28 protein-coding genes are annotated in these 26652 nt (G+C 60.4%); 11 read left to right on the top strand and 17 right to left on the bottom strand.

Translation table 11 applies throughout. From position 1 onward, the window contains the following. Positions 1 to 52: 52 nt before the first annotated feature. Positions 53 to 628 (bottom strand): phasin family protein, encoded by a 576-nt coding sequence (locus AACH39_RS15995; RefSeq protein ID WP_215777613.1) that lies wholly within the window; start codon positions 626 to 628, stop codon positions 53 to 55. 346 nt (positions 629 to 974) lie between these two features. On the opposite strand from AACH39_RS15995, the gene minC reads away from it, so the two are divergent. Genes minC through AACH39_RS15975 form a run of 4 tightly spaced genes read left to right on the top strand, consistent with a single transcriptional unit; the run spans position 975 to position 3763 of the window. Further along, complete coding sequence (gene minC, locus AACH39_RS15990; protein ID WP_338620567.1) at positions 975 to 1703, top strand: septum site-determining protein MinC; 729 nt, start codon at positions 975 to 977, stop codon at positions 1701 to 1703. Positions 1704 to 1730: 27 nt separating this feature from the next. Beyond that, positions 1731 to 2543 carry a septum site-determining protein MinD gene (minD, locus tag AACH39_RS15985; protein ID WP_215777618.1) on the top strand — a complete coding sequence of 271 codons (813 nt, stop codon included), beginning with the start codon at positions 1731 to 1733 and terminating at the stop codon, positions 2541 to 2543. 3 nt (positions 2544 to 2546) lie between these two features. Next, on the top strand, positions 2547 to 2813 hold the full coding sequence (gene minE, locus AACH39_RS15980) for a cell division topological specificity factor MinE (protein WP_215777620.1): 267 nt from the start codon (positions 2547 to 2549) through the stop codon (positions 2811 to 2813). A 5-nt stretch (positions 2814 to 2818) separates the two neighbouring features. Then, a complete protein-coding gene (locus tag AACH39_RS15975; protein WP_215777623.1) occupies positions 2819 to 3763 on the top strand; it encodes a LysR substrate-binding domain-containing protein in 945 nt (314 codons plus the stop codon). Between the two features lie 75 nt (positions 3764 to 3838). Here the strand turns inward: AACH39_RS15975 and greB are convergent, their stop codons facing one another. The 13 genes from greB to AACH39_RS15910 form a co-directional block, all read right to left on the bottom strand. After that, positions 3839 to 4396: a transcription elongation factor GreB gene (gene greB / locus AACH39_RS15970; protein ID WP_215777625.1), complete on the bottom strand. Its 558-nt coding sequence runs from the start codon at positions 4394 to 4396 to the stop codon at positions 3839 to 3841. A gap of 76 nt (positions 4397 to 4472) precedes the next feature. Next, a complete protein-coding gene (rluB, locus tag AACH39_RS15965) occupies positions 4473 to 5939 on the bottom strand; it encodes a 23S rRNA pseudouridine(2605) synthase RluB (protein WP_338620566.1) in 1467 nt (488 codons plus the stop codon). Positions 5940 to 5984: 45 nt separating this feature from the next. Next, complete coding sequence (gene scpB, locus AACH39_RS15960) at positions 5985 to 6572, bottom strand: SMC-Scp complex subunit ScpB (RefSeq protein WP_215777629.1); 588 nt, start codon at positions 6570 to 6572, stop codon at positions 5985 to 5987. A 95-nt stretch (positions 6573 to 6667) separates the two neighbouring features. After that, positions 6668 to 7489, bottom strand: coding sequence for a ScpA family protein (locus AACH39_RS15955; protein ID WP_215777632.1), 822 nt, complete (start codon positions 7487 to 7489; stop codon positions 6668 to 6670). Positions 7490 to 7492: 3 nt separating this feature from the next. Next, a complete protein-coding gene (locus AACH39_RS15950; RefSeq protein ID WP_215777634.1) occupies positions 7493 to 8149 on the bottom strand; it encodes a site-2 protease family protein in 657 nt (218 codons plus the stop codon). 71 nt (positions 8150 to 8220) lie between these two features. Continuing rightward, positions 8221 to 8844 carry an L-threonylcarbamoyladenylate synthase gene (locus AACH39_RS15945; protein WP_215777636.1) on the bottom strand — a complete coding sequence of 208 codons (624 nt, stop codon included), beginning with the start codon at positions 8842 to 8844 and terminating at the stop codon, positions 8221 to 8223. A gap of 10 nt (positions 8845 to 8854) precedes the next feature. Continuing rightward, positions 8855 to 9709: a 3',5'-nucleoside bisphosphate phosphatase gene (locus AACH39_RS15940; protein ID WP_338620564.1), complete on the bottom strand. Its 855-nt coding sequence runs from the start codon at positions 9707 to 9709 to the stop codon at positions 8855 to 8857. Then, complete coding sequence (locus tag AACH39_RS15935) at positions 9702 to 9887, bottom strand: oxidoreductase-like domain-containing protein (RefSeq protein WP_215777641.1); 186 nt, start codon at positions 9885 to 9887, stop codon at positions 9702 to 9704. The genes AACH39_RS15940 and AACH39_RS15935 overlap by 8 nt, the downstream gene beginning before the upstream one ends. Then, the gene (locus AACH39_RS15930; protein WP_215777644.1) at positions 9880 to 10101 is read right to left on the bottom strand and encodes an RNA-binding S4 domain-containing protein; all 222 of its coding nucleotides are present in this window, start codon (positions 10099 to 10101) and stop codon (positions 9880 to 9882) included. Before AACH39_RS15930 ends, AACH39_RS15935 begins: the two co-directional genes overlap by 8 nt. A 199-nt stretch (positions 10102 to 10300) precedes the next feature. After that, the gene (locus AACH39_RS15925; protein ID WP_215777647.1) at positions 10301 to 10855 is read right to left on the bottom strand and encodes an ATP-binding protein; all 555 of its coding nucleotides are present in this window, start codon (positions 10853 to 10855) and stop codon (positions 10301 to 10303) included. Between the two features lie 511 nt (positions 10856 to 11366). After that, positions 11367 to 11768, bottom strand: coding sequence for a hypothetical protein (locus AACH39_RS15920; protein ID WP_338620563.1), 402 nt, complete (start codon positions 11766 to 11768; stop codon positions 11367 to 11369). Between the two features lie 585 nt (positions 11769 to 12353). After that, positions 12354 to 13346, bottom strand: a complete 993-nt coding sequence (locus AACH39_RS15915) for an asparaginase (protein WP_215777652.1) — start codon at positions 13344 to 13346, stop codon at positions 12354 to 12356. 134 nt (positions 13347 to 13480) lie between these two features. Continuing rightward, positions 13481 to 16198 carry a hypothetical protein gene (locus AACH39_RS15910; RefSeq protein WP_338620562.1) on the bottom strand — a complete coding sequence of 906 codons (2718 nt, stop codon included), beginning with the start codon at positions 16196 to 16198 and terminating at the stop codon, positions 13481 to 13483. Positions 16199 to 16542: 344 nt separating this feature from the next. On the opposite strand from AACH39_RS15910, the gene AACH39_RS15905 reads away from it, so the two are divergent. Continuing rightward, positions 16543 to 17841, top strand: coding sequence for a tetratricopeptide repeat protein (locus AACH39_RS15905; protein ID WP_215777657.1), 1299 nt, complete (start codon positions 16543 to 16545; stop codon positions 17839 to 17841). Positions 17842 to 17924: 83 nt separating this feature from the next. On the opposite strand, the gene AACH39_RS15900 is transcribed toward AACH39_RS15905, so the two are convergent. Then, positions 17925 to 18563 (bottom strand): alanyl-tRNA editing protein, encoded by a 639-nt coding sequence (locus AACH39_RS15900; RefSeq protein ID WP_338620561.1) that lies wholly within the window; start codon positions 18561 to 18563, stop codon positions 17925 to 17927. A gap of 143 nt (positions 18564 to 18706) precedes the next feature. Between AACH39_RS15900 and AACH39_RS15895 the strand changes: the two genes are divergently transcribed. Further along, on the top strand, positions 18707 to 20347 hold the full coding sequence (locus AACH39_RS15895) for a methyl-accepting chemotaxis protein (RefSeq protein WP_338620560.1): 1641 nt from the start codon (positions 18707 to 18709) through the stop codon (positions 20345 to 20347). A 104-nt stretch (positions 20348 to 20451) separates the two neighbouring features. Here the strand turns inward: AACH39_RS15895 and AACH39_RS15890 are convergent, their stop codons facing one another. Then, positions 20452 to 20898 carry a universal stress protein gene (locus AACH39_RS15890; RefSeq protein ID WP_215777664.1) on the bottom strand — a complete coding sequence of 149 codons (447 nt, stop codon included), beginning with the start codon at positions 20896 to 20898 and terminating at the stop codon, positions 20452 to 20454. A 118-nt stretch (positions 20899 to 21016) separates the two neighbouring features. Next, complete coding sequence (locus AACH39_RS15885) at positions 21017 to 21493, bottom strand: WbuC family cupin fold metalloprotein (RefSeq protein ID WP_215777667.1); 477 nt, start codon at positions 21491 to 21493, stop codon at positions 21017 to 21019. A gap of 121 nt (positions 21494 to 21614) precedes the next feature. Here AACH39_RS15885 and AACH39_RS15880 point away from each other — a divergent pair, with 121 nt between their 5' ends. The 5 genes from AACH39_RS15880 to AACH39_RS15860 are packed head-to-tail and all read left to right on the top strand — an operon-like array spanning position 21615 to position 26644. Continuing rightward, positions 21615 to 23270, top strand: a complete 1656-nt coding sequence (locus tag AACH39_RS15880) for a glycosyltransferase family 39 protein (protein ID WP_338620559.1) — start codon at positions 21615 to 21617, stop codon at positions 23268 to 23270. Next, positions 23267 to 23638 carry an SMR family transporter gene (locus AACH39_RS15875; RefSeq protein WP_215777671.1) on the top strand — a complete coding sequence of 124 codons (372 nt, stop codon included), beginning with the start codon at positions 23267 to 23269 and terminating at the stop codon, positions 23636 to 23638. Before AACH39_RS15880 ends, AACH39_RS15875 begins: the two co-directional genes overlap by 4 nt. A 13-nt stretch (positions 23639 to 23651) precedes the next feature. Continuing rightward, complete coding sequence (locus tag AACH39_RS15870; protein ID WP_215777674.1) at positions 23652 to 24776, top strand: DegT/DnrJ/EryC1/StrS aminotransferase family protein; 1125 nt, start codon at positions 23652 to 23654, stop codon at positions 24774 to 24776. 6 nt (positions 24777 to 24782) lie between these two features. After that, positions 24783 to 25724, top strand: a complete 942-nt coding sequence (locus tag AACH39_RS15865; protein WP_215777676.1) for a glycosyltransferase — start codon at positions 24783 to 24785, stop codon at positions 25722 to 25724. Next, entirely contained in the window at positions 25721 to 26644 is a 924-nt protein-coding gene (locus AACH39_RS15860; protein ID WP_338620558.1) for a formyltransferase, read from the top strand. Before AACH39_RS15865 ends, AACH39_RS15860 begins: the two co-directional genes overlap by 4 nt. Positions 26645 to 26652 lie beyond the last annotated feature (8 nt).

Genomic DNA, 26652 nt, shown 5'->3' with positions numbered 1-26652 from the left:
CAGACAACAAAAAACCGCCCGAAGGCGGTTTTTTTATCCGGCAGGCGGACGATCAGGCACCGGCAGAGGCAGCCGGCTTCTTGGTATTGCGAGCCACGGCAGCAGAAGCAGCCTTGGCCGAGTTGGTCGCAGCCTGAACGCTGGCTTCGGCGATCTCGGCACCAACCTTCTTGGCGGTCTTGGAGACGCTGTCGAACGCAGCGCTGGACTGGTTGACCAGCGTCTTCAGGGCGCTGACAGCGATATCGGAACCTGCCGGCGCATTCTTGGCCAGGCGATCCAGCGAGCTGATCAGCGTCTTGTTGTTTTCGGCAACCTGCTCTTCCAGGAAGGCCGACAGTTCATTCTGGGTTGCTACGGCAGCGTCATAGACATTGCGGGCAACAGCAAAAGCCTGGTCGATGGTCGGCTGCGCCAGCGAGGACTGCAGTTCCACCAGACCCTTCGGGTCTTTCACTTCGGCCAGGGCCTTGAAAGTCTGCGCCTGATCCGCCAGCAGCTTGCGGGTCAGATCCAGTTGCAGGGTAGCCAGGCGCTCGGCGCCGGTCAGTACGATGGAGGACAGGCGCACAGCTTTGTCAAACTGCGCTTGCCCAATAGCAGAGAATTCCTGAGTGTTGAACGACATGGATAGCTCCTACGTAAGATAGACAGTTCAGCAGCGAGAACATCGAGCCGGCGATTGTTGCACCGCACAATCCAACATTACGCGCACGGCAACCTGACGTCAATAACATATTGCAGCGCACAATCCACCAAGCCACTAATTTCGCATCATTTTTGCGACACTCGCATTCAAACATCATTAAGTGAAAATCATATGACGCCATGCCAACGACATTGCAAGACTGCTGCCCTGCAGCACACCGACCGAAAACCCACCAATAATTGACAGACAAATCCTGCAGATTGATTGAAAGGCATCCGGCAAGGCAGTACACTGCCCCCATAAAAGAAATCTATCCAAAGGCATCATGAGCCAAGCAGCAAACAATACATTCGACATCAAGTCTGCCAGCCTGGATGTGCTGGCGCTGATTCCGCGCACCGCCGATCTGGCAGCCCTCGGCCAGGCACTGGCCCAACGCTTCGGCCAGCAGGGGGCGCGCGACGAAGCCTTCATTCTCGACCTGGAGGGCATCGAGCAACCGCAACAGCTCGACCTGGCCCGCCTGCTGCCCCTGCTCAGCCAGCATGGCCTGCGCGTGGTTGGCCTGCGCCATCCTGACCCGGCCCTGGCCGAACTGGCCACCCGGCACCAGTTGCCCTACCTGGGCGAACTGGCGCGCAGCGAAAAACCGGTTGCCGCCGCCCCGGTCAGCGAAGCACCACGCGCGATCGCCGCCAGTGCCCCGGAACCCGTGGTCACGCCAACCATGCTGATCGAACGCCCGGTGCGTGCCGGGCAGCAGATCTATGCCAAGGGCGCCAATCTGGTGGTGCTGGCCATGGTCAGCGCCGGCGCCGAAATCATCGCCGACGGCGACATCCATGTGTACGCTCCCTTGCGTGGCCGCGCCCTGGCGGGTGCACGCGGCAACACCGCCGCCCGCATCTTCGTGCGCAGCATGGAAGCCGAACTGGTATCGATTGCCGGTGTTTATCGCACCATCGAACAAGCCCTGCCCGACAGCATCCGGGCCAAGGCAACGCAGATTTTCCTGGAGAACGAGCGCCTGGTCATGACCGCGCTCGGCGAATAACCGACTGACATTGAATAGGGAATCATTGTGGCAAAAATCATTGTCGTGACTTCGGGCAAGGGCGGCGTCGGCAAGACGACCACCAGCGCCAGCTTTGCCTCCGGCCTGGCTCTCAACGGCCACAAAACGGCCGTGATCGACTTCGACGTCGGTCTGCGCAACCTCGACCTGATCATGGGCTGCGAGCGACGCGTGGTTTATGACCTGATCAACGTGGTCAACAAAGAAGCCACCTTGAACCAGGCGCTGATCAAGGACAAGAACTGCGACAATCTGTACATCCTGCCGGCCTCGCAAACGCGGGACAAGGATGCCCTTACCGAAGAAGGCGTCGAACAGGTTCTGAAAGAACTGGCCGAGATGAACTTCGAGTACATCGTCTGCGACTCCCCGGCCGGTATCGAAAAGGGTGCCCTGCTGGCGCTGTACTATGCCGACGAGGCACTGATCGTCACCAACCCGGAAGTGTCCTCGGTACGTGACTCTGACCGTATCCTCGGCATTCTGTCGGCCAAGTCCAAGCGTGCGCTGGAAGGTCGCGAGCCGGTCAAGGAGCACCTGCTGCTGACCCGCTACTCCCCCGCTCGGGTTGAAAAGGGTGAAATGCTGTCGGTCGACGACGTGAAGGAAATCCTGCGCGTGCCGCTGATCGGCGTCATCCCCGAATCGCAAGTGGTCCTGCAGGCGTCGAACGCCGGCAATCCGGCCATCCACATGAAAGGCACCGATGTCGCCGATGCTTATGCCGACGTGGTGTCCCGTTTCCTGGGCAGAGACTGCCCGATGCGCTTCCTCGATGCACCGAAGGCCGGTCTCCTCAAGCGCTTGTTTGGGGGCTAAGGCATGACGCTCATTGAAAGAATCTTTGGTAAACGCCAGAAGTCGGCCGATATCGCCCGTGAACGCCTGCAGATCATTCTGGCGCACGAGCGCAGCGGACGCGGTGCCGGCACCACGCCGGACTACCTGCCGGCGCTGCAGCGCGAACTGGTCGAAGTGATCTCCAAGTACGTGTCGATCAACCAGGATGACATCAAGGTCCAACTGGAACGCCAGGACAACTTTGAAGTCCTGGAGGTCAACATCGTCCTGCCGGAAAAGAATCGCTGACACTCATGACGCTAACCGAACTGCGCTACATCGTTGCCGTGGCACGCGAAAGGCATTTTGGCCGCGCCGCGCAGGGCTGCTTTGTCAGCCAGCCGACTTTGTCGATTGCCATCAAGAAGCTGGAAGACGAACTGGGCATCACGCTGTTCGAGCGTGGTGGCCAGGAAGTCAGCGTGACCGAAATCGGCGAGCGGGTGGTAGAGCAGGCGCAGCGGGTACTGGAAGAAGCCGATACCATCAAGCGCCTGGCGGGCGAGCACCAGAACGAACTGGTCGGCCCGCTCAAGCTCGGGGTGATCTTCACCATCGGCCCCTACCTGTTGCCGCGCCTGATCCCGGCGCTGCGCGAACTGGCACCCGACATGCCGCTGATCATCGAGGAAAACTACACGGCGCGACTGGCAGAAATGCTCAAACGTGGTGAAGTCGATGCGGTGATCGTCGCCGATCCGTTCGATGAACCAGGCACCATTGCCTGGCCGCTGTATGACGAACCCTTCGTCGTCGCCACCCCCAAGGGCCACCCCTGGGAAAAGCTCGAACAAATCGATGCCAGCCAGCTGTCGCAACAAAGCGTTCTGCTGCTGACGCAGGGCAACTGCTTCCGTGATCAGGTATTGCAGGCCTGCAGCGAACTGGCCAGCCGCCAGAATCAGGGACATGGTCTGGCCAGCATGCTGCAGGGCAGCTCGCTCAACACCATCCGCCACATGGTCGCCAGCGGCACCGGCATTACCGTCATGCCGGCCACCTCGGTCAGTGCCGCCGACGAGCCCCTGCTGTCCGTGCGCCCGTTCAAGGCGCCTGTGCCACAGCGGCGAGTCCTGCTGGTCACCCGCAAGCAGTTTTTCCGGCGCAAGGCAATCGAAACGCTGCAACAGGCCGTGTTCCGCTCCGGACTGCCAACCGTCTGCATGCTGGAAGACCAAGCCGAACCCATCGGCGCCTGATGCAAACCCGGGGTCAGGTCTTGTATTTTGCATTGATGCAAAATACAAGACCTGACCCCGTCTTATTACGTCATATTAGTCGATCTTCTCGTAGCGCACTTCCAGCACCTCGATATCCTCGTCGCCGTCCGGACCGCGAAACAGCACGGTATCGCCCTCGCGCGCCTTGAGCAGGCTACGGGCAATGGGAGATACCCAGCTGATGTGGTGCTTGCTCAGATCAGTCTCATCCACGCCGACGATGCGCAACAACTGCGCCTCGCCATTGCCACGTTCGATGAGTACGGTGGCCCCGAAAAAGATCTGATCGGTCGGCGGCCGCGTCTCCGGGTCCACCACCTCGGCAATCTCCAGCCGCTTGGTGAGAAAACGGATGCGCCGGTCGATCTCGCGCAGCCTGCGCTTGCCATAGATGTAATCGCCATTTTCCGAGCGGTCACCATTGCTGGCCGCCCAGTTCACCACCTGGACCATCTCGGGTCGTTCCCGATGCACCAGGTGATACAGCTCCTCTTTCAGTCGGCGCCAGCCACCCGGTGTCAGATAATTCTTGCTGCTGGCTGGCAGGCGCTGCTCGGCGGGCAGATCGTCCTCTGCATCGTCATCGCGCTCTTTGGTAAAAGCCTTGTTCATCTTCCGCCCTGCAAATAAAAAACCTCCGAAGACACAAAGGTAGGTATCCGGAGGTTCGATTTCAAGCGTCAGCGCATTAACGGCGCTGCTTGCCACCCGTCATCGTCAGGTGTGCCCACTTCATCACTGCGGCGACCTCGACCTCGTTGAGCTCGTAGAACTGGCCACGCTTGAGGCGCGGCGGCAGGCCGATCTGGCCAAAACGCACGCGCATCAGACGGCTGACCTGCAACCCGAAGTGCTCAAACATGCGGCGCACCTCACGGTTGCGGCCTTCCTTGATGATCACACGGTACCAGTGGTTCACCCCTTCGCCGCCCTGATCGATAATCCGTTCGAACCGGGCCGGGCCATCTTCCAGCTCGATTTCCTGGCACATTTCGCGACGCTGCTCGTCGGTCAGCTCACCCAGGACGCGCACGGCGTACTCACGCTCCACTTCGAAGCTCGGGTGCATCATGTTGTTGGCCAGTTCACCACTGGTGGTCAGGATGATCAGGCCGCTGGTATTGATGTCCAGACGGCCGATGGCCACCCAGCGGCTGGTCTTGGCCTGCGGCAGACGGTCAAATACCGTCACCCGGCCCTGCGGGTCATCACGGGTGACGATTTCCCCTTCCTGCTTGTGGTACAGGATCACGCGCGGCAGGCGGTCAGCCCACTTCAGCTTGATCGGGTTACCCTTGACCGTCACGCGGTCATGCGGCACCACCTTGTCACCCAGCGTAGCCTTCTGGCCATTGACCAGCACCAGACCTGCCTCGATCCACTCTTCCATCTCGCGGCGCGAACCCACACCGGATTGGGCCAGCGCCTTCTGCAGCCGTACCGGCTCCAGATTGTCGTAATCGACCCGGGTTTCGCGCAGCTTGCGCGCCCGCTCCTGCATTTTCTGCCCCTGCTCACGCACGACCAGCTTCTTGGCACGTTGCACCTTGGGCGCGGCACCTCGCTCATCACGCGGCGCACGCACTTCCTGACGCGGCTCGCGGTTGAACGGTGCACGCTCGTCCTGACGCGGCTCGCGGCTATACGGGGTACGTTCGTCCTGGCGGCGGTCACGGCTGTACGGGGCACGTTCGTCCTGGCGGCGGTCACGGCTGTACGGTGTGCGCTCGTCCTGACGCGGCTCTCGGCTGTACGGGGCACGTTCGTCCTGGCGGCGATCACGGCTGTATGGGGCGCGTTCGTCCTGGCGGCGGTCACGGCTGTACGGGGCACGTTCGTCCTGACGCGGCTCGCGGCTGTACGGGGCGCGTTCTTCCTGACGGCGGTCACGGCTGTATGGTGCACGCTCGTCCTGGCGCGGCTCGCGGCTGAAGGGTGCCTTGCCCTGGGGCGCCGAAGCACTGCGGCCAAACACCGGCTTCTTGCCTGCGGGATGCTGTTTGCCCGACCCCGGCGGCAATTGCGCCGGTTTGGACTTGATGAATGACGAGCCTCCCGGCTTGCCGCTGCCAGCCGGATTGCGCGGCTGGCTCGTCTCGCGGCCTTTGACACGCGCCACCGGCTGGCGGGCGTGGTTGTTTTGTCCTTTAGACATGTTGATTCCTGTTCATTGGAGCGTGTCCCCACGCCCATGACCCCATCAATGCGTCAGGGGTCGATCCTCCGGCTCGTCAGCCGGTTCAAGGCCCGGCACCACCAGGGTGCCCAGTTCAGCCAGGGGCGGCAAATCACGCAGCGAGTTCAGTCCCAGATCATCGAGGAACTTGCGCGTGGTGGCATACAAGCCAGGCCGGCCCGGCACTTCCCTGTGCCCGATCACTTCGATCCAGGCACGTTCCAGCAAAGTCTGCATCACCCCGGTAGACACCGACACACCGCGGATCGACTCGATATCGCCGCGGGTGACAGGTTGCTTATAGGCAATAATCGCCAGGGTTTCCATCACCGCCCGCGAATAACGCGGTGGTTTTTCCGGATTGAGCCGCGACAGATAGGGGGTCAGTTCGGTGCGGGCACGAAAGCGCCAGCCCGACGACAACCTGACCAGCTCGACACCACGCCCCAACCAGTCCCGCTGGATCTCGTCCAGCAGGTCATTGATCGTGGCGGCCGACAGCGCTTCCACAAACAGCTTTTTCAGCTGCCCGACAGACAATGGCTCGGTCGCCGTCAACAGCGCGGTTTCCAAAACAGTCTTGTAGAGAGTCAAGTCGCCCGTCATGGACATGGATCAGGTGCAGAAAATGCAGGAAGCTGCGGATTTTACACGAAAATTCTGATCAGAGGGGAGAAATCGCCGCAAGACGAAAGACAAGACACCGCTCAGGCACGGCGCACGTAAATCGGCTGATAGGGCGCATCCTGACTGACCACCAGCAGCCCCTCCTTCACCAGCTCGAGAATGGCGATGAAATTGACCACCAGATAGGACACGCCCAGGGCAGCCTCGAACAGCTCCTCGAAGGCGACATAATCGCGACCGTCCACCTGGCGCAGGATCCAGCTCATCTGCTCGCGCACCGACAGCTCGTCGGTGGTCACCTGATGATGCTGATTGCGCGCAGCACGCGACAGGATGGCCAGCCAGGCCTGACGCAGATCCACCGGCGAAACATCCGGCAATTGCGCTTCGGCGCTCTGCTCCAGCAGCACCGCCAGCCAGACGAAATCACGCTCCGCCTGCGGCAGCTGGTCCAGCGCGAGCCCCGCCAGCTTCATCTGCTCGTATTCCAGCAGACGACGGGCCAGTTCGGCGCGCGGGTCCTCCGGCTCCGACTCATCCTCGCGTGGCGGACGCGGCAGCAGCAGACGCGACTTGATCTCGATCAGCAGAGCGGCCATCAGCAGGTATTCGGCAGCCAGCTCCAGCCGCTCGTGCTGCATGGCGTCGATATAGGCCATGTACTGGGCGGTGATCGGTGCCATCGGGATATCGAGCACATTGAGGTTCTGCTTGCGGATCAGGTAGAGCAGCAGATCCAGCGGACCTTCGAAACTCTCCAGGATGACCTTGAGGGCATCCGGCGGGATAAACAGATCCTGCGGCAGTTCCAGCACCGGCTCGCCAAACACGTGCGCCAGCGGCAGCCCGGCAGGCAGGGCCGGCGCTTCCAGAACGAATCCGTCCTCCACGGGCTGACTCATCGCTTACAGCAGCATGCCCATCAGGCCGTACACCAGCTGAACCAGCGGCGACAGCAGCAAGGACAGGATATGAATGCCCCCCACCTGCCCCAGGATCAGCAGACCGATCAGGATGTACATGCCATAGGGCTCGCTGCGCGAGTACTGCCAGGCCAGCCGGCGCGGCAGCAGACTTTCCAGCACGCGACCACCGTCCAGCGGCAGGATGGGCAGCAGGTTGAAGGCAAACAGCATGACATTGATCATCATGCCGGCCTGGCTCATCAGCGCCAGCGGCTCGCTGTAACTGTTGTCCATCCACAGCGCACACTTGAGCAGCAGGGTCCAGATCAGCGCCATCGCCAGATTGGCCGCCGGACCGGCCGCCGCCACCCAGCGACCACCGACGCGCGGATTGCGCAGTGCGCCGAAATTGACTGGCACCGGCTTGGCCCAGCCAAAAATAAATCCACCGACCGACAGGCACAGCAGCGGCAGCAGGATGGTACCGAACGGGTCAATGTGCCTGAGCGGGTTGAGCGTCATGCGGCCGAGCACGAAGGCAGTCGGATCGCCGAAACGCTTGGCCGCATAAGCATGGGCCGCCTCGTGCACGGTGATGGCCAGCAGCACCGGCAGGGCATAAACCGAAATTTTTTGCAGTAGCGTGAGTGTATCCATGAACTCTCTTGATCAGAAAACCGGTCAGAATGATTGGAACTTGTCTGACGCAAAACGTTCGTGACGGCGGCTCAGGCCAGACCAAACAGCGCCGGATCACCCTTGCCGCGCCGGATCAGTTCGGCACCTTCAGTCAGATCGATCACCGTGGTCGGATCACTGCCGCACCAACCACCATCGAGGATCAGATCCACCTGATGCTCCAGCCGGTCGCGGATGTCGTAAGGGTCGCACAGCGGTTCTTCATCGCCCGGCAACATCAGGGTCGAGGACAGAATCGGCTCGCCCAGCTCCTGCAGCAGCGCCAGCGCCACCTTGTGATCCGGGACGCGCAGCCCAATGGTCGAACGCTTGGGATGCAGGGTGCGGCGCGGTACTTCGCGCGTCGCCTGCAAAATGAAGGTGAAACTGCCCGGTGTGGCCGCCTTGAGCAAGCGGAACTGGGCATTGTCCACCTTGGCGTAATTGGCCAGCTCGGACAGATTGTTGCAGACCAGGGTCAGGTGATGCTTGAGATCGACCTGGCGGATACTCAGGATACGCTCCATCGCCTGCTTGTCGCCCAGCTTGCAGCCCAGGGCATAACAGGAGTCGGTCGGATAAACAATCACCCCGCCTTCCTGCAGGATCTTCACCGCTTCGCGAATCAGTCGCTGCTGCGGATTATCCGGATGAATCACAAAAAACTGTGCCATGGCTACTCCATCAAACCAGAATGTGGTCGGCCAGGCGTTCCCACACCGGTCGGCAGATTGGCGGCAGGTCATCGGTACGGCCGACATCGCGGCAACCTTCCCCTGGCGCATGAAAATCGCTGCCGGCACTGCTCCACAGCTCAAAGCGCTGGGCGATCAGCGCATATTTGTGCATGTCGTCCAGGCTATGACTGCCGCTGGCCACTTCAATGGCCTCGCCGCCGGCATCCTTGAATTCGTTGATCAGACGCTCGGTCAGCGTCCGCCCCATGTCATAGCGACCGGGATGGGCGATCACCGCCACGCCGCCGGCGCCGACAATCCAGCCCACGGCATCGGCCAGCGCAGCCCAGTGATGCGGCACATAGCCCGGCTTGCCCGGCGTCAGATACTTGCGAAACACCGTACGCACATCCTTGACCCGACCGCTCTCCACCAGGAAGCGGGCAAAGTGGGTACGGCTGATCTGATCCGGATTGGCGCAAAATGCCATGGCCCCTTCGAAGGCGCCGTCGATCCCCACACGCGCCAGCTGGGCCGCCATCTCATGGGCACGTTCGATACGACCACGGCGCACACTGTCCAGCCCGGCGCGCAAGGCCGCATTGCCGGCATCAAACCCCAGGCCGACGATATGCACCGTCTGCGCCTTGCTGCCCCAGCTGACTGAGGCTTCCACCCCGTTGAGAAACGGCAGTCCCAGCGCCGCCGCCGTGCTGCGTGCCTCATCCAGACCGGCCAGACAATCATGGTCGGTCAGGGCTACCAGCGTTGCCTCGCGCTCATGGGCGCGACGAATCACCTCGGCCGGTGCCAGGGCACCATCCGATGCACAGGAATGAAAATGCAGATCGATACTAGCCATTCAGACTCCCCGCCTGACCGGACTGACGGCGCTGCCAGTCAGCCAGTGCCTGGCGATAAGCCGCCAGCTCGGCAAAATACACGGTCCAGACACAAAACTCGCAACCACTGCCACAGCACATGCTGTCCTCGGGCGGCACCGGCTCAACCGGGGCCTGATCCAAGGCTTCTTCAGCCATGTACTGCCACCACCTCGATGACGAAGCCAGCGCCGCTGACACGACTGCCCGGGCGGATCTTGCAGGTTTTGCGCAGCTCCTGCTGACCATCCACGCTGATACCCCCTTCGGCCACCAGATGCTTGGCCGCCCCACCGCTGTCCGCCACACCACAGATCTTCAACAAATCGCACAAGGCGATATATTCACTGCGCAATTCGAAAGTTGTTTGCATTTCTTCACATCCATACTGAATAGTGCTGTGGGCGGGCAGTGGATAAGCACTGCAAGTCCTTCACGCTTCAGGATAATTCATGACTGCCCATTTTTTGGGCACCGCAGCCCGGCTATCCACGACGAAACGGGACAGCCTTGTGAGCCGATTGTGGAAAACCGCATCAAGCCCCTGAGCGGGCTGGACTTTTTCCAAACGATTAAAATTTAGGCAGGTCCGGACAAATTTGCCGCAAGGCCTGCCAGGCCAAATCAATGCGCTGAGGCCCTTCCCCGGCAATTTCCACCACGGGAGCCGGAGAGAACCGCAAGGCCTCACGATACAGCCCCAGCAACATCTCCCGTTGCTGCGGATGCGAGCGCAGCGGATCGGGCGTCCAGGGAATGTCCGGGCGCGGCAGCAGGGTCAAGGCATAGTCGCGTGCATCGTACAGCCGGGCCAGTGCCGGCTCGACCGTCCCGAAGGCCACTCTGGCCCAGATCAGACAGGTCAGCACCGTGCTGTCGCACAGCAGGATCCGTGCCCCCCCGGCGGCCGCCTCTGCCTCGGCTGCCAATTGCCCGCGGGCGATGGCCAGCACATCCCCGGGCGTCGGCACATAGGCTCGCTCGGCATAATAGGCCCGGGCATATTCCGCGACCACGGCCGTCTCCATGCCGGCAGTCTGCAGTTTTTGCTGCAAGGCCATGGCCAGCGTCGTCTTGCCACAAGACTCCGGTCCGACAATCGCCACCTTGCACAAGACAGTATGCATGGACAAATCGATACCAAAGTTAAACATTATATGACTAGCCACCGCTGCTGGGTAAATTCTCACAATTGGCGGGGACAGGGCTGTGCAAGGCTTGTGGACAATCATGGCAACTGGCTGAAGCAAAAGCCGCTTTTAATCACTGATTAAAATTTAATCACCCGCTGCCGAACAGGGGGAAAATGCTGATCACGGAGACTTTTCCCCAGAGGAACGGCCCGGCGGATGTCGGTTTTCCCCACCCCCCGGGGACAGCACTGTGTGCCAGTTGTGGATAGCACAGGCAAGTCCATGATGCAGCGGCAAGTTTTATCACTGATCAAAAAACAGGCATGACCGCAGGTTTTTCCACGCCACTTGGGGAAGGGGCTGTGGGCGGGCTGTGGACAAGACAAACAAGTGTTTGATACGACATGAAGAAATCATCCCTGCCTAAAAAACAGGCACATCGAGCCCCTTCAGGGCGTGGTTCACGACCTGACCACGACCGTGAACCACGCTCTCAGAACAACACTCAGGAAGGATTGCCGACCGTGACCTGCATGGCCGAGACCTTGCCCTTCAGGCCATTCTTGTGGTGAAACACCACCTGGTAATCATCATTATCGACATTCGACTCCACCGAGATTGGCCCCGTTTGATCGATAATATCCCGCTTGACGTTGACCTCAACCCAGTCATCACCGGTACTGGCATCCGGACTGTCATAGAGCGCGAAATGCGTCCCCGCCAAAGCCGACTTGATATTGAAGAAATACACATCATCATTTGAACAGCTCTCGGTGCCATCTATGGACGGTACGCGGCCATTTTTGAAATTGACCGAATAATGATCGCCGGGCCAGAGATTGGCCGAGCAATAGTGACGACCATTGCTACCGGTCAGTTCAACCTGATAGGACGAAGCGCCGCGCAAGAGAGAAAAGGCGTCCAGACCACCCAGTTAATCACCGGATACTTTCTGGATCATGCCCCGATTCGCGTCTGTACGGGCGACATCCAGATCGGGCAAGGACAGATTGCTGACATCCTTGGTGAGATGCACGGTCGCCCAATGTCCATACTGCTTGTTGTCGCCCCAGCCATAGAAGGTCAGCAGAGAATCGGCTGGTGCCTCATCATTTTGTGCTCTCGCATTGGCCAGGTCATTCTCCAGCCAGTCCAGGCTGGACGTTAAGCCATCACCGTTGGATTTTTACCTGCGACCGCCGCATCACTGACAGTCAAAGCTGCCAACCCGAGCACAAAAGCTGTCAGCATTTTTTCTTGATAATCATTGATTCACTCAACTCATGGTTGAAAATGAACCACGACTTTAGCGAGCATAATGAAGAAAAACTCTCAGAATTAACTTAATAAAGAGACGAGACAAAAACATATAAACCGCAATTTAAATCAAATGAAAATCACGGCCACTTTTCCGAAAGAATCTGAAACAGATACAGCCTCACCGGACAACCGTTACAGGCTGTATCCATCCCACTCTTCCGTCATGACCAAATCAGGAAGACTCGCCGATCAGCGACAGCCCCAACAATCGGCGCTTTTCTTCCATGGCGACGGGCAAGCCACTTAGCCACAACATTTTGGCCAGTGCCGCTTCCGGGGTCAGATCGCTGCCCGGTACGGCTCCTGCACGCACCAGCGGCTGACTGGCCGCATAAGCACCCGGCTCGACTGCACCACGAACAGCCTGGGTCAGATTCAGTACCAGCGTACCGCGCGCCGTGGCTGCGGCCACACCAGCCAGTAATGCATCATCCTCCGGGGCATTGCCATTGCCGTAACTCATCAGCAGCGCCCCATCCAGAGCAACCTCCGCCAGAGTCGAGCCAATCAGCGCGGCCCCTGCACCCGGCGTGAGGAAAAAGGCCGCCACCCGGCCATCCAGTGCCGCGTCGGACAGCGGTGCCGACTTGTCCGCGGCAAGCCAGCGCGACTTGTGCCAATGCGCGGCAATGCCGAATTCGGCCAGCGGCGGACAATTCGGACTGTCAAAGCCATGAAAGCCCGCTGCATCCACCTTGCGCGCCCGGCAGCCGCGCAACATCACGCGGTCGAACACAATCACCACCTCATGCAGATCCGGCTGGCAGGCTGCCTCAATCGCATCGGCCAGATTGCTCCAGCCATCGCTGCGTGGCCGGATCAGCGGCAGTTGAGAGCCGGTGACCACCACCGGTCGCCCCAGCCCCTGCAGGGCAAAGGCCAGCACCGAGGCGGTATAGGCCATGGTGTCGGTACCATGCACCACGATAAAGCCATCGTACTGCTCCCGCCGCGAGGCAATGTCCGTCACCATCTGCTGCCAGTGCGCCGGGGTGATGGCCGAGGAGTCGATCAACTGCGGGTATTCGATCAGCTCCAGCTCGCAGCGTCCGTCGCGCAGACGCTCGATCAGCCGTGGCAACAGGCCGGCTTCAGGCGCCAGGCCTTCGGGGGTGTCATTCATGCCGATGGTGCCACCGGTATACAACATCAAAATGCGAGGCATGCAGTCATTCTCCGGAAATAATGCAGGAATGATAACGCACCCCCACTCCCCCCGAATTGATCCGGCCCCGACAATCGATAAAAAAGCCACCCGGCGCATAGCGCGGGTGGCGTGAGTACAACCCCAGCGTGAGACTAGTTGCCGGACAGGGACAGCGATTTGATCTCGCTCATGGCTTTGCCAAAGTGGGCGACACTGTACGCCTCAACGTCAACATTGCCATTCAGTGAGTCGAGCACCACCGGGGCGGTCAGGTCTTGCTTGATCAGCATTCCCGTGTAAGAACTGCCCAGCGCGCTACCCGGCTTGGGCACCTCCGTCGGGAAGAAACTGATCTGCTCGCCGGCTTTGGCATGCTCGACCCGTACCGAGGCAATATTGCTGGTCGGGCAGCTGGCGAACTCTCCGCTCCCCAATGTCCCCTCCTGCAAGCCACCGGTGATCGGCACCACACAGGCAGGGACAGACGATGCGGAAGCGGCGCCATTGCCGGTATAAAGCTTCAATACCGGCGTCGCAGACGACTGCGGCACATCACACTGCGGACGCCCGACGTTGACACGAGCCGGGGCATTACGCTGCGCGAAACCTGAGGGTGCCGTGCCATTGTCAAATGACTGCGACGTGCCATCACAATCGATGGGCCCGTTGCCGCCGCCGATCTGCAGATCTCGCGAGGAAGCGTTGGCCAGCTCTTCTTGCGTGATCGTCTGATGATTGTAGATTTCGATCGAGTCCACCCCATCCATCACATGATCACCCACGTGGGTGATCTTGATGTCGTCATCTTCGTAATCATTGTCCAGATCGGTCAGCTGGCGTTGACTACGCAACGGCGTCTTGAAATACACCTCGGTGTAATCATGGCTCTTGTCCTGGTTCGGGTAGTCGTACAGCACCAGGGTGTCCCCCGCCTCGGCAGCGCGTACCGTCACCGTCTTGGCGGCGTTGTTGCGACAAATATTGGCAGTATCCGTCTGGAAATCACTGGCGAAGTAACGCTGGTGCATCCAGAAATTACAGTCCGAACCCGCTCCGTCCAGCGAGACATCGCGTGTGATGCCGGGGATAGCGTCATACACCAGACCATCAGCCGTGATAGGAAGTGAATTAGACAGAGAGCCGATAAACGACCAATGTACTCCCTCGGGCAAGGTCGTCAGCACAGACTGACCACTGCCAAACGCCCCGATTTCCGGCACACCAACCAAAGAAGCGTTTGCCTGAGCGCTCAGCTGCACCCCATTGGTGTAATGATAACTCTGAGGGGTGCCATTATATGAGAAGCCACTCAAGAACCGGACGGAAGCACCTTGCGGCATTCGCCGGAGCACGGCGGCCTCTACATCTGCACGACATATCGCGCCACTCCCCATTGCCAGGGCATGTTGAGCGTTGTTTAGCGAGTTGAAATTGCAGGACAGACTGGCCTGCCCGCCAACACCACCAAAGGTGTACTTATCAAAGCGCCATGCCGTCTGGTGATACAGATTGAAATCGTACTGCACCAGATCATCGCGCAGTGGGAAGCTGCCATTAATCGCGGAAATCTTGCCATCCAGACCGTTTTTGTAGTGCAGCTGGACCTTCACATACTCGTTCTCAAAAGACTGTTCGAAGGTATTCAACGGCATCGGGAACGGCAGATCCTGCTTGAAATGGATCACGGTGTAATCGTCCGAGGTCGAATAAGACGGACTGTCAAACACCTTGATCTCGCTGCCGGCCACGGCATTCCACACAAAGCCGGAACGGATCGCGTCGTTTTTACACGGCGCGGCCGAGTCCTTGATGTCGAATGCGGTGTTCAGCCCGGGCACGTCCGAAATAGAGCACAGACCGACCCCGCCCTGATTATTGCCGGAGTAGAAATCTACATGGTAAGGCAGCGTATTCGGCCCACTGGTCAATAAGTAGTCTCCGACCTTTTCCAGGCTGTAAGTGCCGCCAGTGGCTTGCACCTGCAGGGCAGATACGGTCATGAAGGCCCGATCGGGATCCACCTGAACCATCAGGCCGGTACCGGCCACGACCGAGCCGATCTGGAACTTGCTGATGCCTTCCCACAGCGAGCCATCCGCATCGCGGCTGATCTGGCCCACCTCGTTTTCATCATTCGCGGCAAACACAGCGGAGACCTGGTACTGGCGCAGCATATTGACCAATGACGTCATGCCGGGACCATCGGTCGAATCGTTCATCATCACCACAATGATCTGGCCAGCCTGTCGGGCGATATTCAGGTCAGTTTGCAACCCGCTCAGAAAGGATTGCTGCTGGCTACTGCTCAACAGCTTGATATCCACCATCTGTACCACATGCACCTTGCCGATATTGACGCTGTAAGCGTTATCCGTCGGATTCTGGGAATACACATAAATCAGATTGGCATTGTCCGGGGCCGCTGCCTTGTGACTCACCTGACTGTTCACCCAGTTACTGATCGTCGCCCCCCCTGCCAGGTCACGCGGCCCCAGGCCAAAGAACACATTGGGCAAGAACACCTTGACCCCTTGCGTCCAGGCGGAGGAAACGAAGTTCAGCTCGCTTTGCGTACCATGTGCCGTCTGGGAGCCATTGACCCACAGCGAGGTCAGATTCGTCCCCGGATAGTCATCGGGGATGTGATTCACCGCATGGGTAAAGCTGTCTACCATATAGTTGGCATCGCTTTTGCATACGTTGTCGCTGCTACTGTTGCTGGTGCCACAATCTCCGCCCGTGGTCCGGGCATATTGGGTATCGCCGGTAATGACGAAAGCGAAAGGCGACTGCGCCATGACGCAGGGGCTGACAAACAGCGCAGCCAGCGCACAGCGCATCAGACTGTGCTTGAAACCTGGTTTGCTCATGATGACCTCTAATCAAAGGAGCGTTACAAATCGGACGAATGGGGCCTCATGCTGAGAAACTGCCTTCAGCAAAGGGCTGACTCAGTTTGAGAAAGGCCGACATACGACAGAGCAGGAACAATCCCAATCAGTGCACCAGTGCAGGTTATTTGCGTTTGAGACAGCATGATTCAGGAATGAAGCGCTTGTTTTCAGGATTTCATGTGAGCGCCAGCACAGACGGAACCAGCTGCATCGCGGATCATGCATGGCCGTTGGATGCAATCGGCAGCAGTGGCATAATTGGTGGATATAATCTAAATACTCTTGATATTGCCATTCGGGTGACCGGGCAAGGAGACCACATGCAACAATCAAAGCCACAGGCGGATACTGAGCTGGCTCAGGCCAGAAAAGCCCTTGAGCAGGGTCAGATACCTCAAGCGGAAGCCATCTGCCTGCAGTTGCTGGCCGAGCACCCGGAATATGCCCCTGCCCTGCATCTGGGCAGTCTGCTGCTGTTCCGCCAGGGCAAGGTACTGGGTGCCATTGAGCGCATGATGCATGCCATTGAACTGGACCCGACTCGTGCCGACTGGCTCAACGATCTGGGCAATCTGCTGGCTGCGCATGGTCAACCGGATCAGGCTGTCCGCTTCTTCCAGCATGCGCTGCTGATTGACCCGGAGAATGCCCGCATCTGGAACAATCTGGGCTCAATGCGCGAGAAGCTGGGTGAAAGCGAACTGGCCGGAGAGGCTTATGCCCAGGCGGTCAGCCTGGACGACTCCCTGGTCGAGGCCTGGGCCAATTACGCCAATTGGCTGACGGCCCAGGGCCGTGAGCAGGATGCGGCAGAGTGTGTGCTGCGCGCCTTCGTGGCGGCCCCGGCAGAAGGACAGCCACTGGTCATGCGCGGCATGGCGCTGGCACGGCTTGGCCGGCAGCAGGAAGCTGCCGCCTGCTACCAGCAACACCTGGCCCTGCACCCGCAGGATCCGACCGCCTTGCACCTTTACCAGGCCTGCCTGCGAGAAAGCGTACCGGCCAGAGCCTCCAATGCCTATATCGAAGCCAAGTACGATGACTATGCCGACACCTACGACAGCCATCAGGCTTCGCTCGGTTATCGTGGCGCACAGATTGTGGCTCAGGCCGTGGCCACCGCTTGCGGTCAAGGCCTGCGCGCACTCGATGCCGGCTGCGGCAGCGGCCTGGTCGGCAAACTGATCAAACCGCAGTGCGTCAGCCTGACCGGCGTTGATTTGTCCGACAAAATGCTGACCCTGGCCCGCGAGGGCGGAGATTACCATCAGGTGGTGCAGGCCGAGATCATCGACTGGCTGGCCTCGCACTCTGCCCAGTACGACCTGATCACCGCCGCCGACCTGCTGATCTACTTCGGTGACCTGACCGGTTTCCTGCAGCAGGCACACCATGCGCTGCGTCCGGGCGGCCGACTGGTCCTGACCCTGGAGGCCCTGCAAGACAGCACTCAGGACTTCGAGATCCAGCCCAATGGGCGTTTCCGCCATGCCGAAGCTTATGCAGACAACCTGCTGGCGCGGATGGGCTTCGACCAGATCGACATCATCCCGGAAACCCTGCGTATGGAAGGTGGCACCGAGCTGGCCTGCTGGCTGGTCAGTGCCCGTCGCCCCTAAATCCCGCGACAGCCAACCCGGGGTCAGGTCTTTCATTTTGCATTCGGTTGCAACAGGAAAGACCTGACCCCGGTTTGGCTGTATCAGAGCAGATAAATTTCGATTCTTTCTTTGCCCTGCCCGATATTCTTGCGCTTGAGTCGCACCGCGCCGACCTCGCTGCTTCTTGCCAGATGGGTCCCGCCGCAGGGCACACGGGCGAAGCCCTCGATTTGCCAGTAGCGCCGCTGTGCCGCCTCATCGCTGAACGCACTGGTAATGGGCAAATCTGCCGCGACCAGCTGCGTCAGTTGCTGCTGCAGGGCCGGCAGATGGGGGGTAATGGGTTCGGCCATGACGAAGTCGATGCGCGCTTTGTCGGCGGCGATATGGGCACCAATCTTTTCCGTGGCGGGAAAACGGCGATACACCAGCTCCAGCATCAATTCGGCAGCAAAATGCAGGCGCATCAACGCCCAGCGCCGTGGCCAGTCGATCTGCATGGTCACGCGTTGTCCCTCTTGCATGCCATCGGTACTGGCCAGGGTATAGATAATGTCCATGCCCTGCTTGCGAGCCTGCAGCACGGCCTGCCCGGCCAGCGTGCCGTGGTCACTCTCCTGCCCGCCGCTCTCGGCGTAAAAGATGGTCTGTGCCACCTGCACCTCATGGCCGTTCACTGCGGTCAGCGTGGTCTGTAGCTCGGTTTGCCGCGGGTCAACCCAGAATTGCTTGAACGTCATGCCAGCCCCTTCAAAAAAATAGATCTCTTTAAAGCCCCGCTGATTGATATGTCGCAAGCGCTGTATTGCCCGCTCCCTTTGACAATAGCCCCCTTGATCCGGCGCACCGCCGGCGTAACCCGCAAAGGAAGAGTGGATAAAACATGCAATCAGGTCTATCAGTCAGACAGAAAATACTGAGTGGTTTCGGCATCATCATCCTGATGATGGCCGTTGTCGTCGGCATGGCGCTGTTGAAAATCAATGATTTGCAGCAGCAAATCACCCGCGTGACCGATCAAGCTTACCCGAAAGTCATGCTGGCCAATCAGTTAGGCAACCGTACACTGGATAATGGACTGGCGCTGCGCAGTGCCCTGCTGGCGCAGGACAGTGCCGAGCGTCAGCAATGGCTGGCCCGCAGCAGCGATGACCGGCAGCAGATCGGGCAGCTCATGACACAAATGGCGCCGCTGGCGAGCGATGAGCGCGAACAAACCCTGCTGGTAGCAGCCCGTCAGGCCAGAGAAGCCACCGAGCAAAGCAGCCTGCAGGTGCAAAAACTGGTACAGGCGCAGCACGATGTCGCCTCGCAACAGGCCACCCGCCTGTATCTGGACCAAACCTTCATTCCGGCCAACAGTGCGCTGTTGAAGGTGATGGAGCAATGGGCCCAACACGAGGCCGACAATATGGCGCAGGCCAAGACCGATGCCGAATCGGCAGCCACCCGCGCCTATGTGGAGCTGTCGATCTGGCTGGCCATTTCACTGGCCCTGGCCCTGGTCATGGCCTATGCCCTGTCTGGTCGACTGGTGCAACCGCTGCGCGCTGCCATGAACCTGATCAACACCATCGAGGCGGGCGATCTGACCGGGCACGAGGCCCCGCAGGCGCCGAGCCGCGACGAGGCCATCGAATTGCGCCGCCACCTCGCGTTAATGCGCGAACGACTGCATGAACTGATCTCGCACATCCAGCGCAGTGCCCACGAGGTTTCCGACAGTGCGCACGAGTTGTCGGGCATGGCGCAATATGTGTCCAGCAGCACACAACAGCAGGCCGCGGCGACCAGCTCTGCCGCCGCCACCATCGAGCAGCTGACGGTGAGCATCAATCATGTGGCCGACAGTGCCGGCGAAGTCGCGCAAAGAGCGGTCAACGCAGGTGCCCTGGCCCATCAGGGCGGAGGTGAGGCAGCACAATCGGCGCAGCAGATCAGCGTGGTGGCCGAAGAGGTATCGACCACCAGCAATCAGATGAATGCATTGTCGCAGCAGGTGCGCGATATCGATTCGATCGTGACGGTCATCAAGGAAGTGGCCGACCAGACTAATTTGCTGGCGCTCAATGCCGCCATTGAAGCAGCACGCGCCGGTGAGGCGGGTCGTGGCTTTGCGGTGGTGGCAGACGAGGTCCGCAAGCTGGCCGAGCGCACGGGCAGCTCCGCGCAGGAAATCACCCAGATGATCGACAGCATCCAGCAGGGGGTGCAGGAGGCGGTGACGCAGATGAACGGCAATCTGCATGATGTGCGTCAGGTGAGCGAGCGCGCCGAGCTGGCCGCGCAGACCATGCATCAGATCGAGACGCACAGCCAGGAAGTCAACGTGGCCATCGGCGCCATCAATGAGGCGCTGGGCGAACAGCGCGAAGCCAGTTCGGATCTGGCGCAAAGGATGGAGCAGATGACACAGATGTCGGATGGCAACAGTGCCACGGTGGAAGAATTGGCCACCACCTCGAATCAGTTGTCGGCGCTGTCGAAAGACTTGTCCGAGCTGACGGCACGTTTCCGTCTCTGAGCGGTCCGTAAACGGGGTCAGCAGAAGGGGTCAGGTCTTTCGTTTTGCGTGAAATGCAAAATGAAAGACCTGACCCCTTCTTATACTTCTGCTACGTCTGTCATTCAGTCGCTGCGTACCAGCAGCACCGGCAGGTCCGCCTGGCGCAGCACCCCTTCGGCCACACTGCCCAACAGCAGATGCATGATGCCGCTGCGGCCATGGGTCCCCATGATGATGACATCGGCCGCCGTGTCCCGGGCAGCATCAAGCAACACCTGGGCAATCGGCTTGCCCCGGTTGTGCACCAGCTGGAGTTCAGCGGTCACGCCGGCAGCCCTGGCTTTGGCCAGCCCGGTCTGCAGCAGATCCTGCGCGGCATCGACCAGCGGTTTATCCAGATCGCCATTGTCCAGCAACTCCGGCGCCCCGCGGCCGAAGGTCGGCGCATCGACACTATGCGCGATGATCAGCGTGGCCTTGAGCGACTTGCCCAACCGGATGGCCTCATCCAGCGCCAGGTCGGAAGGGGTACTGTTATCAATCGGAACAAACAAGCGCTGGTACAGCATGACAGGCTCCTTGCAATGCATCGTCGATACAGCCACTGTAGCGACCGGATGACCGGCAGGGATTGATCATGCGCAAGCCTGATGCCAAATGATTAGCCGGGCATGGGCGCGAGGGCGCTCAGGCCACGAATCGATCGCCCACCCTGGCCGTGCGCATGAAGGCCATCAGGCCGGCAACCGCCGGCTCGCCCTCGGCCGGTGACCAGGCCGCCATATCCGCCGGAGACGGCGGCACATAGGGGCCATGCTTGACTTCAAAGATCACACTGCCGGGAGCCAGCGACACGACAGAGTGCCAGACTCCGGCGTCCTGCTCGCACAAGGTCAGGCCATCCGCCCCCAGACGATGGCGTGCCAGCACGACACCCTGGTCATCAAATTGCAGCAGGTCAAAACAGCCGCTCAAGGGCATCAACAGTTCAAAACTGTGTGGATGACGATGCGGGCGCACATAGGTATCCGGCTCCATGGCAATGGCCAGACGCTGGATCGGATCACTCAGTTCGGGGTGAAAATTCTGATGGGCGCGTTGACGCGGCGCCACCGCCGCCTTGGCTGTCAGCGCAGCCAGATCGGCGTGATTCAGGCTCTTCATGCAGGACCTCGGTAAGGGGATTGGATGTTTGTACTTTCAAGTCAGCATGGTTATTATGTCAGACTTTGGCGATTCACCCGTCGCTTTGTCCACCCGAGCCCGCCGCGTCCACCGCCGACCCATGACCACATACACCTTTGATACCGCTGCGACACCGACCCGACATGCCTGGTTCGCCTGGCTGGTTTTTGCCGTCATCTGGTTCGGCTCGATCGGACACAACACCCTGATCAGCCCTGACGAGGGGCGTTACGCCACCCTGTCGCTGGGCATGCTGCAAAGTGGCGACTGGCTGTCGCCGCGCCTCAATGGCCTGCTCTATTTCGAGAAGCCGGCCCTGCCCTACTGGCTGGGAGCCATCAGCTTCAAGCTGTTCGGCATCACCGAGTTTGCCGCCCGCCTCTGGCCGGCGCTTGCCGGCTTCCTCTCCATCGGCATGGTGGGCCTGACGGCACGCCGGCTGTGGGGCAGCGATGCCGGCCATCTGGCGGCCATGATCATGGGCAGCAGCAGCTGGGTGATGCTCAACAGCCATTTTCTCAATCTGGACACTGGTCTGACCTGCTTCCTGACCATGACGCTGTGTGCCTTCCTGCTGGCTCAGCGCGAGGATGCAGGCCGCAGCGAGCGTCGCGGCTGGATGTGGCTGAGCTGGGCCGGCATGGCCGGTGCCATCCTGTGCAAGGGGCTGATCGGCATCGCCATCCCAGGTGCTGTCCTGGTGTTCTACAGCCTGCTGTTCCGCCAGTTTGCCTTCTGGCGCCGCCTGCACCTGATCTCCGGGATCATCCTGCTGCTTGCGCTGACGGCACCGTGGCTGGTGCTGGTCTCGCTGAAAAACCCGGATTTCGCCCGGTTTTTCTTCATTCACGAGCATGTCGAGCGCTTCCTGACCACAGAGCATCGTCGCAGCGGCCCGATCTGGTACTTCGTGCCCTTCCTGCTGATCGGTTTCATGCCCTGGGTCACCCTGCTGCCGGCCGTTCTGCGTCAGGGAATGCAGCGGGCGGGCCGCGAGTCACTGCAGCGGGACCGTCTGCTGCTGGTCTGGGCCCTGTTCATTTTCGTGTTTTTCAGCCTGTCCGGTTCCAAGCTGCCCTCGTATATTCTGCCGATGTTCCCGGCGCTGGCGCTGCTGGCGGGACATTATCTGTCGCGTCAGCGGCCGTCCGTGCTGATGAAACACCTGCTGGTTCCCCTGCTGTTCTGGCTGGCCTTGCTGGTCACCAGCTTCTTCAGCCACCGCTGGGTAGAGGCGGATGTGCCGCTGAGCGCCTTGCAGCCGCTGGCACGCCATATTGCGCTCGGCGCCCTGGTGTTCGTGCTGGGCACGGCTTGCGCCTGGCGCTTTCTCGTTCTGGAGCGCAAGACGGCGGCGGTCATCGCCCTGTCGCTGGCCAGCCTGTCGGCGCTGACGCTGGCGATGATCGGCTACAACCCCTATGCGCAGCTGAAGAGCAGCAAGGAAATTGTCCAGCTGCTGCAACCGACGCCCGACACCGAGGTGTTCTCGGTGCGCAGCTATGACCAGACCCTGCCCTTCTACCTGCAGCGCCCGGTCACGCTGGTTGATTATGTCGACGAGTTCGAGCTCGGCGAGAAGATCGAGCCGGCGAAGTGGATTCCCACGCTGGATGGCTTCGTCCTGCGCTGGCACGGCAGTCATCGGGCACTGGCCATGATGTCCGCCGATACCTATCAATTGCTCAAGGCACAAGGTGTGCCGATGCGGGTCGTCTACAGTGACCCGCGCCGCCTGGTGGTGGCCAAGCCATGAAACTGATCGAGTTTGCCCTGATCCTGTTCGGCGTGCTGCTCAACGCAGCTGCCCAGTTGTGCCTGAAAGCCGGCGTACGCCAGATCGGGCATTTTGATTTCTCCCCCGCCAACATTCTGCCGATCGGCTGGAAGCTGGCCACCAATCTGCCGATTTTCGGCGGGCTGTCCTGCTATGTAGTCAGCGTGGTGGTGTGGATCCTGGCCCTGTCGCGCGTCGAAGTCAGCATGGCCTATCCGATGCTCTCGATCGGCTATGTGGTCAATGCCCTGCTTGCCTGGTGGCTGTTCGGTGAAATGATCACCGCCCAGCGCATGGCCGGTATCGCCGTGATCATCATTGGCGTAGTGCTGGTTGCTCGCAGCTGACGAGAGGATTGTCATGGATTTTCTGCCTTTTACCCGACCGGATATCGACGAAGCGACCATCGCCTCGGTCGCCGAGGTACTGCGCTCCGGCTGGCTCGCCACCGGGCCGCGCTGCCGCGAGTTCGAGGCACGCCTGTCGGAATGGACTGGCGGACGCCCGGTACGGGTCGTCACCTCGGCCACGGCCGCCCTGCAAATGGCGCTGCAGATTGCGGGCGTCGGCCCCGGCGATGAAGTGATCACCACGCCGCTGTCCTGGATTGCCACGGCCAATGTCATTCTGGCGCTGGGTGCCACGCCGGTGTTTGTCGATGTGGATCCGCGCACGCGCAATATCGACCTGTCCCTGATCGAGCAGGCCATTACCCCGCGTACCCGGGCGCTGATTCCGGTCGATCTGGGTGGTCTGGCCGTGGATCGTGACCGCTTGTACCAGCTTGCCCGTCAGCATGGTCTGCGCGTGGTCGAAGATGCCGCCCAGTCGATGGGAGCCAGCTGGAACGGACGCCGCATCGGCCAGGATGGCGATCTGGTGTCGTTCAGTTTCCACCCGAACAAGAACATGACCAGTGGCGAAGGCGGTTGCCTGGTCATGAATAACGAAGAAGAAGCCCGGCTGTTCGAGAAGCTGCGCCTGCAGGGTGTCACCCGTCTGCCGGATGGCACCATGGACGTCGATGTCCTCGGGGGCAAGGCCAACCTGACCGACATTGCCGCCGCCATCGGCCTGGGCCAGCTGGCACGGCTGGACAGCTTCAATGCCCGTCGCGCCGAACTGGCCCGTCGCTACTTCGATCGCCTGGATCCGGCGCTGGGCCTGGAACTGCCGCCGGCCGACTTTGCCAACAGCAACTGGCACATGTTTCAGCCGCTGCTGCCGCTGGCGCGCATGCGCCTGTCGCGCGGGGAATTCATCGATGCCATGAAACAAGAAGGCATCGGCATCGGCGTGCACTATCCCGCCATGCATCTGTTCACCCTGTTCAAGTCGCGCGGCTTCAAGGCCGGCGATTTCCCGGTGGCAGAGGATATCGGCAATCGTACCATCACCCTGCCGCTGTTCCCTGCCATGCAGGACAGCGATGTTGATCGCGTCTGTGATGCGCTGTTGCGTGTCATGCAACCTGTACTAAATTGAACCAACATGACTGACACTATCCATCTGTCCGTGGTCATCCCGGTCTACAACGAAGAAGCCGTGCTGGAGGCCCTGTTCGCCCGGCTCTATCCGGCACTGGACGCCCTGGCCATCCGCTACGAAATCGTTTTCATCAACGATGGCAGCCGTGACCGATCGGCCGCCATGCTGGCCGACCAGTTCAATCTGCGCCCGGAGGTGACCCGTGTCGTGCTGTTCAATGGCAATTTCGGCCAGCACCGCGCGATCCTGGCCGGTTTCGAACACTGCCGTGGCGAACGGATCGTGACGCTGGATGCTGACCTGCAGAACCCGCCTGAAGATATCGGCGTACTGCTGGCCAAGATGGACGAGGGCTACGATTACGTCGGCTCAATCCGCCGCCAGCGCAACGACAGCATGTGGCGTCACCTGGCGTCGCGCGCCATGAACCGCCTGCGCGAACGCATCACCCGCATCAAGATGACCGATCAGGGCTGCATGATGCGAGCCTATAGCCGCCGCATCATCGATACCATCAATCAGTGCAACGAGCTGCATACCTTCATCCCGGCACTGGCCTACCAGTTTGCCCAGAAGCCGACCGAAGTCGTTGTCGGCCATGAGGAGCGCTTCGCCGGCGAGAGCAAATACTCGCTGTACTCGCTGATCCGGCTGAATTTCGACCTGATGACCGGATTCTCGCTGGTGCCGCTGCAACTGTTCTCTTTCCTCGGCATTTCGGTATCCATGCTCTCGGCCCTGCTGGTGCTCTACATGGGCGCCCGGCGCCTGATCATCGGGCCGGAAGAAGGCGGGCTGTTCACCCTGTTCGCGATTGCCTTCCTGCTGATCGGTATTGCCCTGTTCGGCATTGGTTTGCTGGGCGAGTACATTGGCCGCATCTATCAGGAAGTCCGCAAGCGTCCGCGCTATCTGATCAGCGCCGTGCTGGAGAAAAAAGAATGACGCGGGCCGTGGTGTTCGCCTATCACGACGTCGGCGTGCGTTGTCTCAAAACGCTGATCGGCGCCGGCGTCGAGGTGGCGCTGGTGGTGACGCACGAGGACAATCCCGCGGAGAACATCTGGTTTGACAGTGTGGCGGGCGTCGCCGCCGACTTCGACATCCCGGTCATCACGCCGGAAGATCCGAATGCCGAGACTGTCGTGGCCCAGATCCGGGCCCTGGCGCCGGACTTCCTGTTCTCGTTCTATTACCGCAAGATGCTCAAGGCACCGTTGCTGGCCTGCGCGGCACGCGGTGCCTATAACATGCACGGCTCGCTGCTGCCGAGGTATCGCGGTCGTGTGCCGATCAACTGGGCGGTGATCCACGGCGAAACCGAAACCGGTGCCACCCTGCACCAGATGAACGTCAAGCCGGACAATGGTCCGCTGGTGGATCAGTTTGCCGTGCCGATCCTGCCGGACGATACCGCTGCCGAAGTATTCGACAAGGTGGTGGTTGCCGCCGAAATCGTGCTGGCCCGCAGCCTGCCGCGGCTGATTGACGGCACGGCCACACTGACGCAGCAGGATCTGAGCCTGGGTGCCTACTTTGGCGGGCGCGGCCCGGAAGACGGTCGTCTGGATGGTCGACAATCGGCGCAGGCACTGCACAACTTCGTGCGCGCCCTGTCACATCCCTACCCCGGTGCCTTTGCCGATACGCCGGCCGGCCGGCTGGTACTGTGGAAAACCCGCCGACTGGACGTCGCCGGGCGACAAGCCGATCGGGCCTGCCTGAGTATCGATGGTCCCCACCTGCGACTGGACTGCGCCGATGGAGGTGTTTTACGCATTCTTGACGCAGATCTGGACGGCAGCCCGCTGGATACTGCAAGATTCGCCGCGTGCTTCGGTGAGCGCGCGTCGCTCCCTATTTAATTCGAAAC

The sequence above is a fragment of the Paludibacterium flexuosum genome, assembly GCF_037076605.1.
Classification (GTDB): domain Bacteria; phylum Pseudomonadota; class Gammaproteobacteria; order Burkholderiales; family Chromobacteriaceae; genus Paludibacterium.
Note: the sequence above shows the minus strand (reverse complement) of the source record. Positions and strands in the feature narration are given on the sequence as shown.

What these genes read in the sequence shown, in the direction of transcription:
- AACH39_RS15925 (WP_215777647.1), bottom strand. Translation starts at nt 10,855, where the DNA reads ATGCATACTGTCTTGTGCAAGGTGGCGATTGTCGGACCGGAGTCTTGT.
- AACH39_RS15915 (WP_215777652.1), bottom strand. Translation starts at nt 13,346, where the DNA reads ATGCCTCGCATTTTGATGTTGTATACCGGTGGCACCATCGGCATGAAT.
- AACH39_RS15890 (WP_215777664.1), bottom strand. Translation starts at nt 20,898, where the DNA reads ATGCTGTACCAGCGCTTGTTTGTTCCGATTGATAACAGTACCCCTTCC.
- AACH39_RS15955 (WP_215777632.1), bottom strand. Translation starts at nt 7,489, where the DNA reads ATGAGTCAGCCCGTGGAGGACGGATTCGTTCTGGAAGCGCCGGCCCTG.
- AACH39_RS15895 (WP_338620560.1), top strand. Translation starts at nt 18,707, where the DNA reads ATGCAATCAGGTCTATCAGTCAGACAGAAAATACTGAGTGGTTTCGGC.
- AACH39_RS15910 (WP_338620562.1), bottom strand. Translation starts at nt 16,198, where the DNA reads ATGAGCAAACCAGGTTTCAAGCACAGTCTGATGCGCTGTGCGCTGGCT.
- AACH39_RS15995 (WP_215777613.1), bottom strand. Translation starts at nt 628, where the DNA reads ATGTCGTTCAACACTCAGGAATTCTCTGCTATTGGGCAAGCGCAGTTT.
- AACH39_RS15930 (WP_215777644.1), bottom strand. Translation starts at nt 10,101, where the DNA reads ATGCAAACAACTTTCGAATTGCGCAGTGAATATATCGCCTTGTGCGAT.
- minC (WP_338620567.1), top strand. Translation starts at nt 975, where the DNA reads ATGAGCCAAGCAGCAAACAATACATTCGACATCAAGTCTGCCAGCCTG.
- minE (WP_215777620.1), top strand. Translation starts at nt 2,547, where the DNA reads ATGACGCTCATTGAAAGAATCTTTGGTAAACGCCAGAAGTCGGCCGAT.
- AACH39_RS15875 (WP_215777671.1), top strand. Translation starts at nt 23,267, where the DNA reads ATGAAACTGATCGAGTTTGCCCTGATCCTGTTCGGCGTGCTGCTCAAC.
- scpB (WP_215777629.1), bottom strand. Translation starts at nt 6,572, where the DNA reads ATGTCCATGACGGGCGACTTGACTCTCTACAAGACTGTTTTGGAAACC.
- AACH39_RS15945 (WP_215777636.1), bottom strand. Translation starts at nt 8,844, where the DNA reads ATGGCACAGTTTTTTGTGATTCATCCGGATAATCCGCAGCAGCGACTG.
- AACH39_RS15905 (WP_215777657.1), top strand. Translation starts at nt 16,543, where the DNA reads ATGCAACAATCAAAGCCACAGGCGGATACTGAGCTGGCTCAGGCCAGA.
- rluB (WP_338620566.1), bottom strand. Translation starts at nt 5,939, where the DNA reads ATGTCTAAAGGACAAAACAACCACGCCCGCCAGCCGGTGGCGCGTGTC.
- AACH39_RS15880 (WP_338620559.1), top strand. Translation starts at nt 21,615, where the DNA reads ATGACCACATACACCTTTGATACCGCTGCGACACCGACCCGACATGCC.
- AACH39_RS15950 (WP_215777634.1), bottom strand. Translation starts at nt 8,149, where the DNA reads ATGGATACACTCACGCTACTGCAAAAAATTTCGGTTTATGCCCTGCCG.
- AACH39_RS15975 (WP_215777623.1), top strand. Translation starts at nt 2,819, where the DNA reads ATGACGCTAACCGAACTGCGCTACATCGTTGCCGTGGCACGCGAAAGG.
- AACH39_RS15900 (WP_338620561.1), bottom strand. Translation starts at nt 18,563, where the DNA reads ATGACGTTCAAGCAATTCTGGGTTGACCCGCGGCAAACCGAGCTACAG.
- AACH39_RS15940 (WP_338620564.1), bottom strand. Translation starts at nt 9,709, where the DNA reads ATGGCTAGTATCGATCTGCATTTTCATTCCTGTGCATCGGATGGTGCC.
- AACH39_RS15885 (WP_215777667.1), bottom strand. Translation starts at nt 21,493, where the DNA reads ATGAAGAGCCTGAATCACGCCGATCTGGCTGCGCTGACAGCCAAGGCG.
- greB (WP_215777625.1), bottom strand. Translation starts at nt 4,396, where the DNA reads ATGAACAAGGCTTTTACCAAAGAGCGCGATGACGATGCAGAGGACGAT.
- AACH39_RS15935 (WP_215777641.1), bottom strand. Translation starts at nt 9,887, where the DNA reads ATGGCTGAAGAAGCCTTGGATCAGGCCCCGGTTGAGCCGGTGCCGCCC.
- AACH39_RS15865 (WP_215777676.1), top strand. Translation starts at nt 24,783, where the DNA reads ATGACTGACACTATCCATCTGTCCGTGGTCATCCCGGTCTACAACGAA.
- AACH39_RS15870 (WP_215777674.1), top strand. Translation starts at nt 23,652, where the DNA reads ATGGATTTTCTGCCTTTTACCCGACCGGATATCGACGAAGCGACCATC.
- AACH39_RS15860 (WP_338620558.1), top strand. Translation starts at nt 25,721, where the DNA reads ATGACGCGGGCCGTGGTGTTCGCCTATCACGACGTCGGCGTGCGTTGT.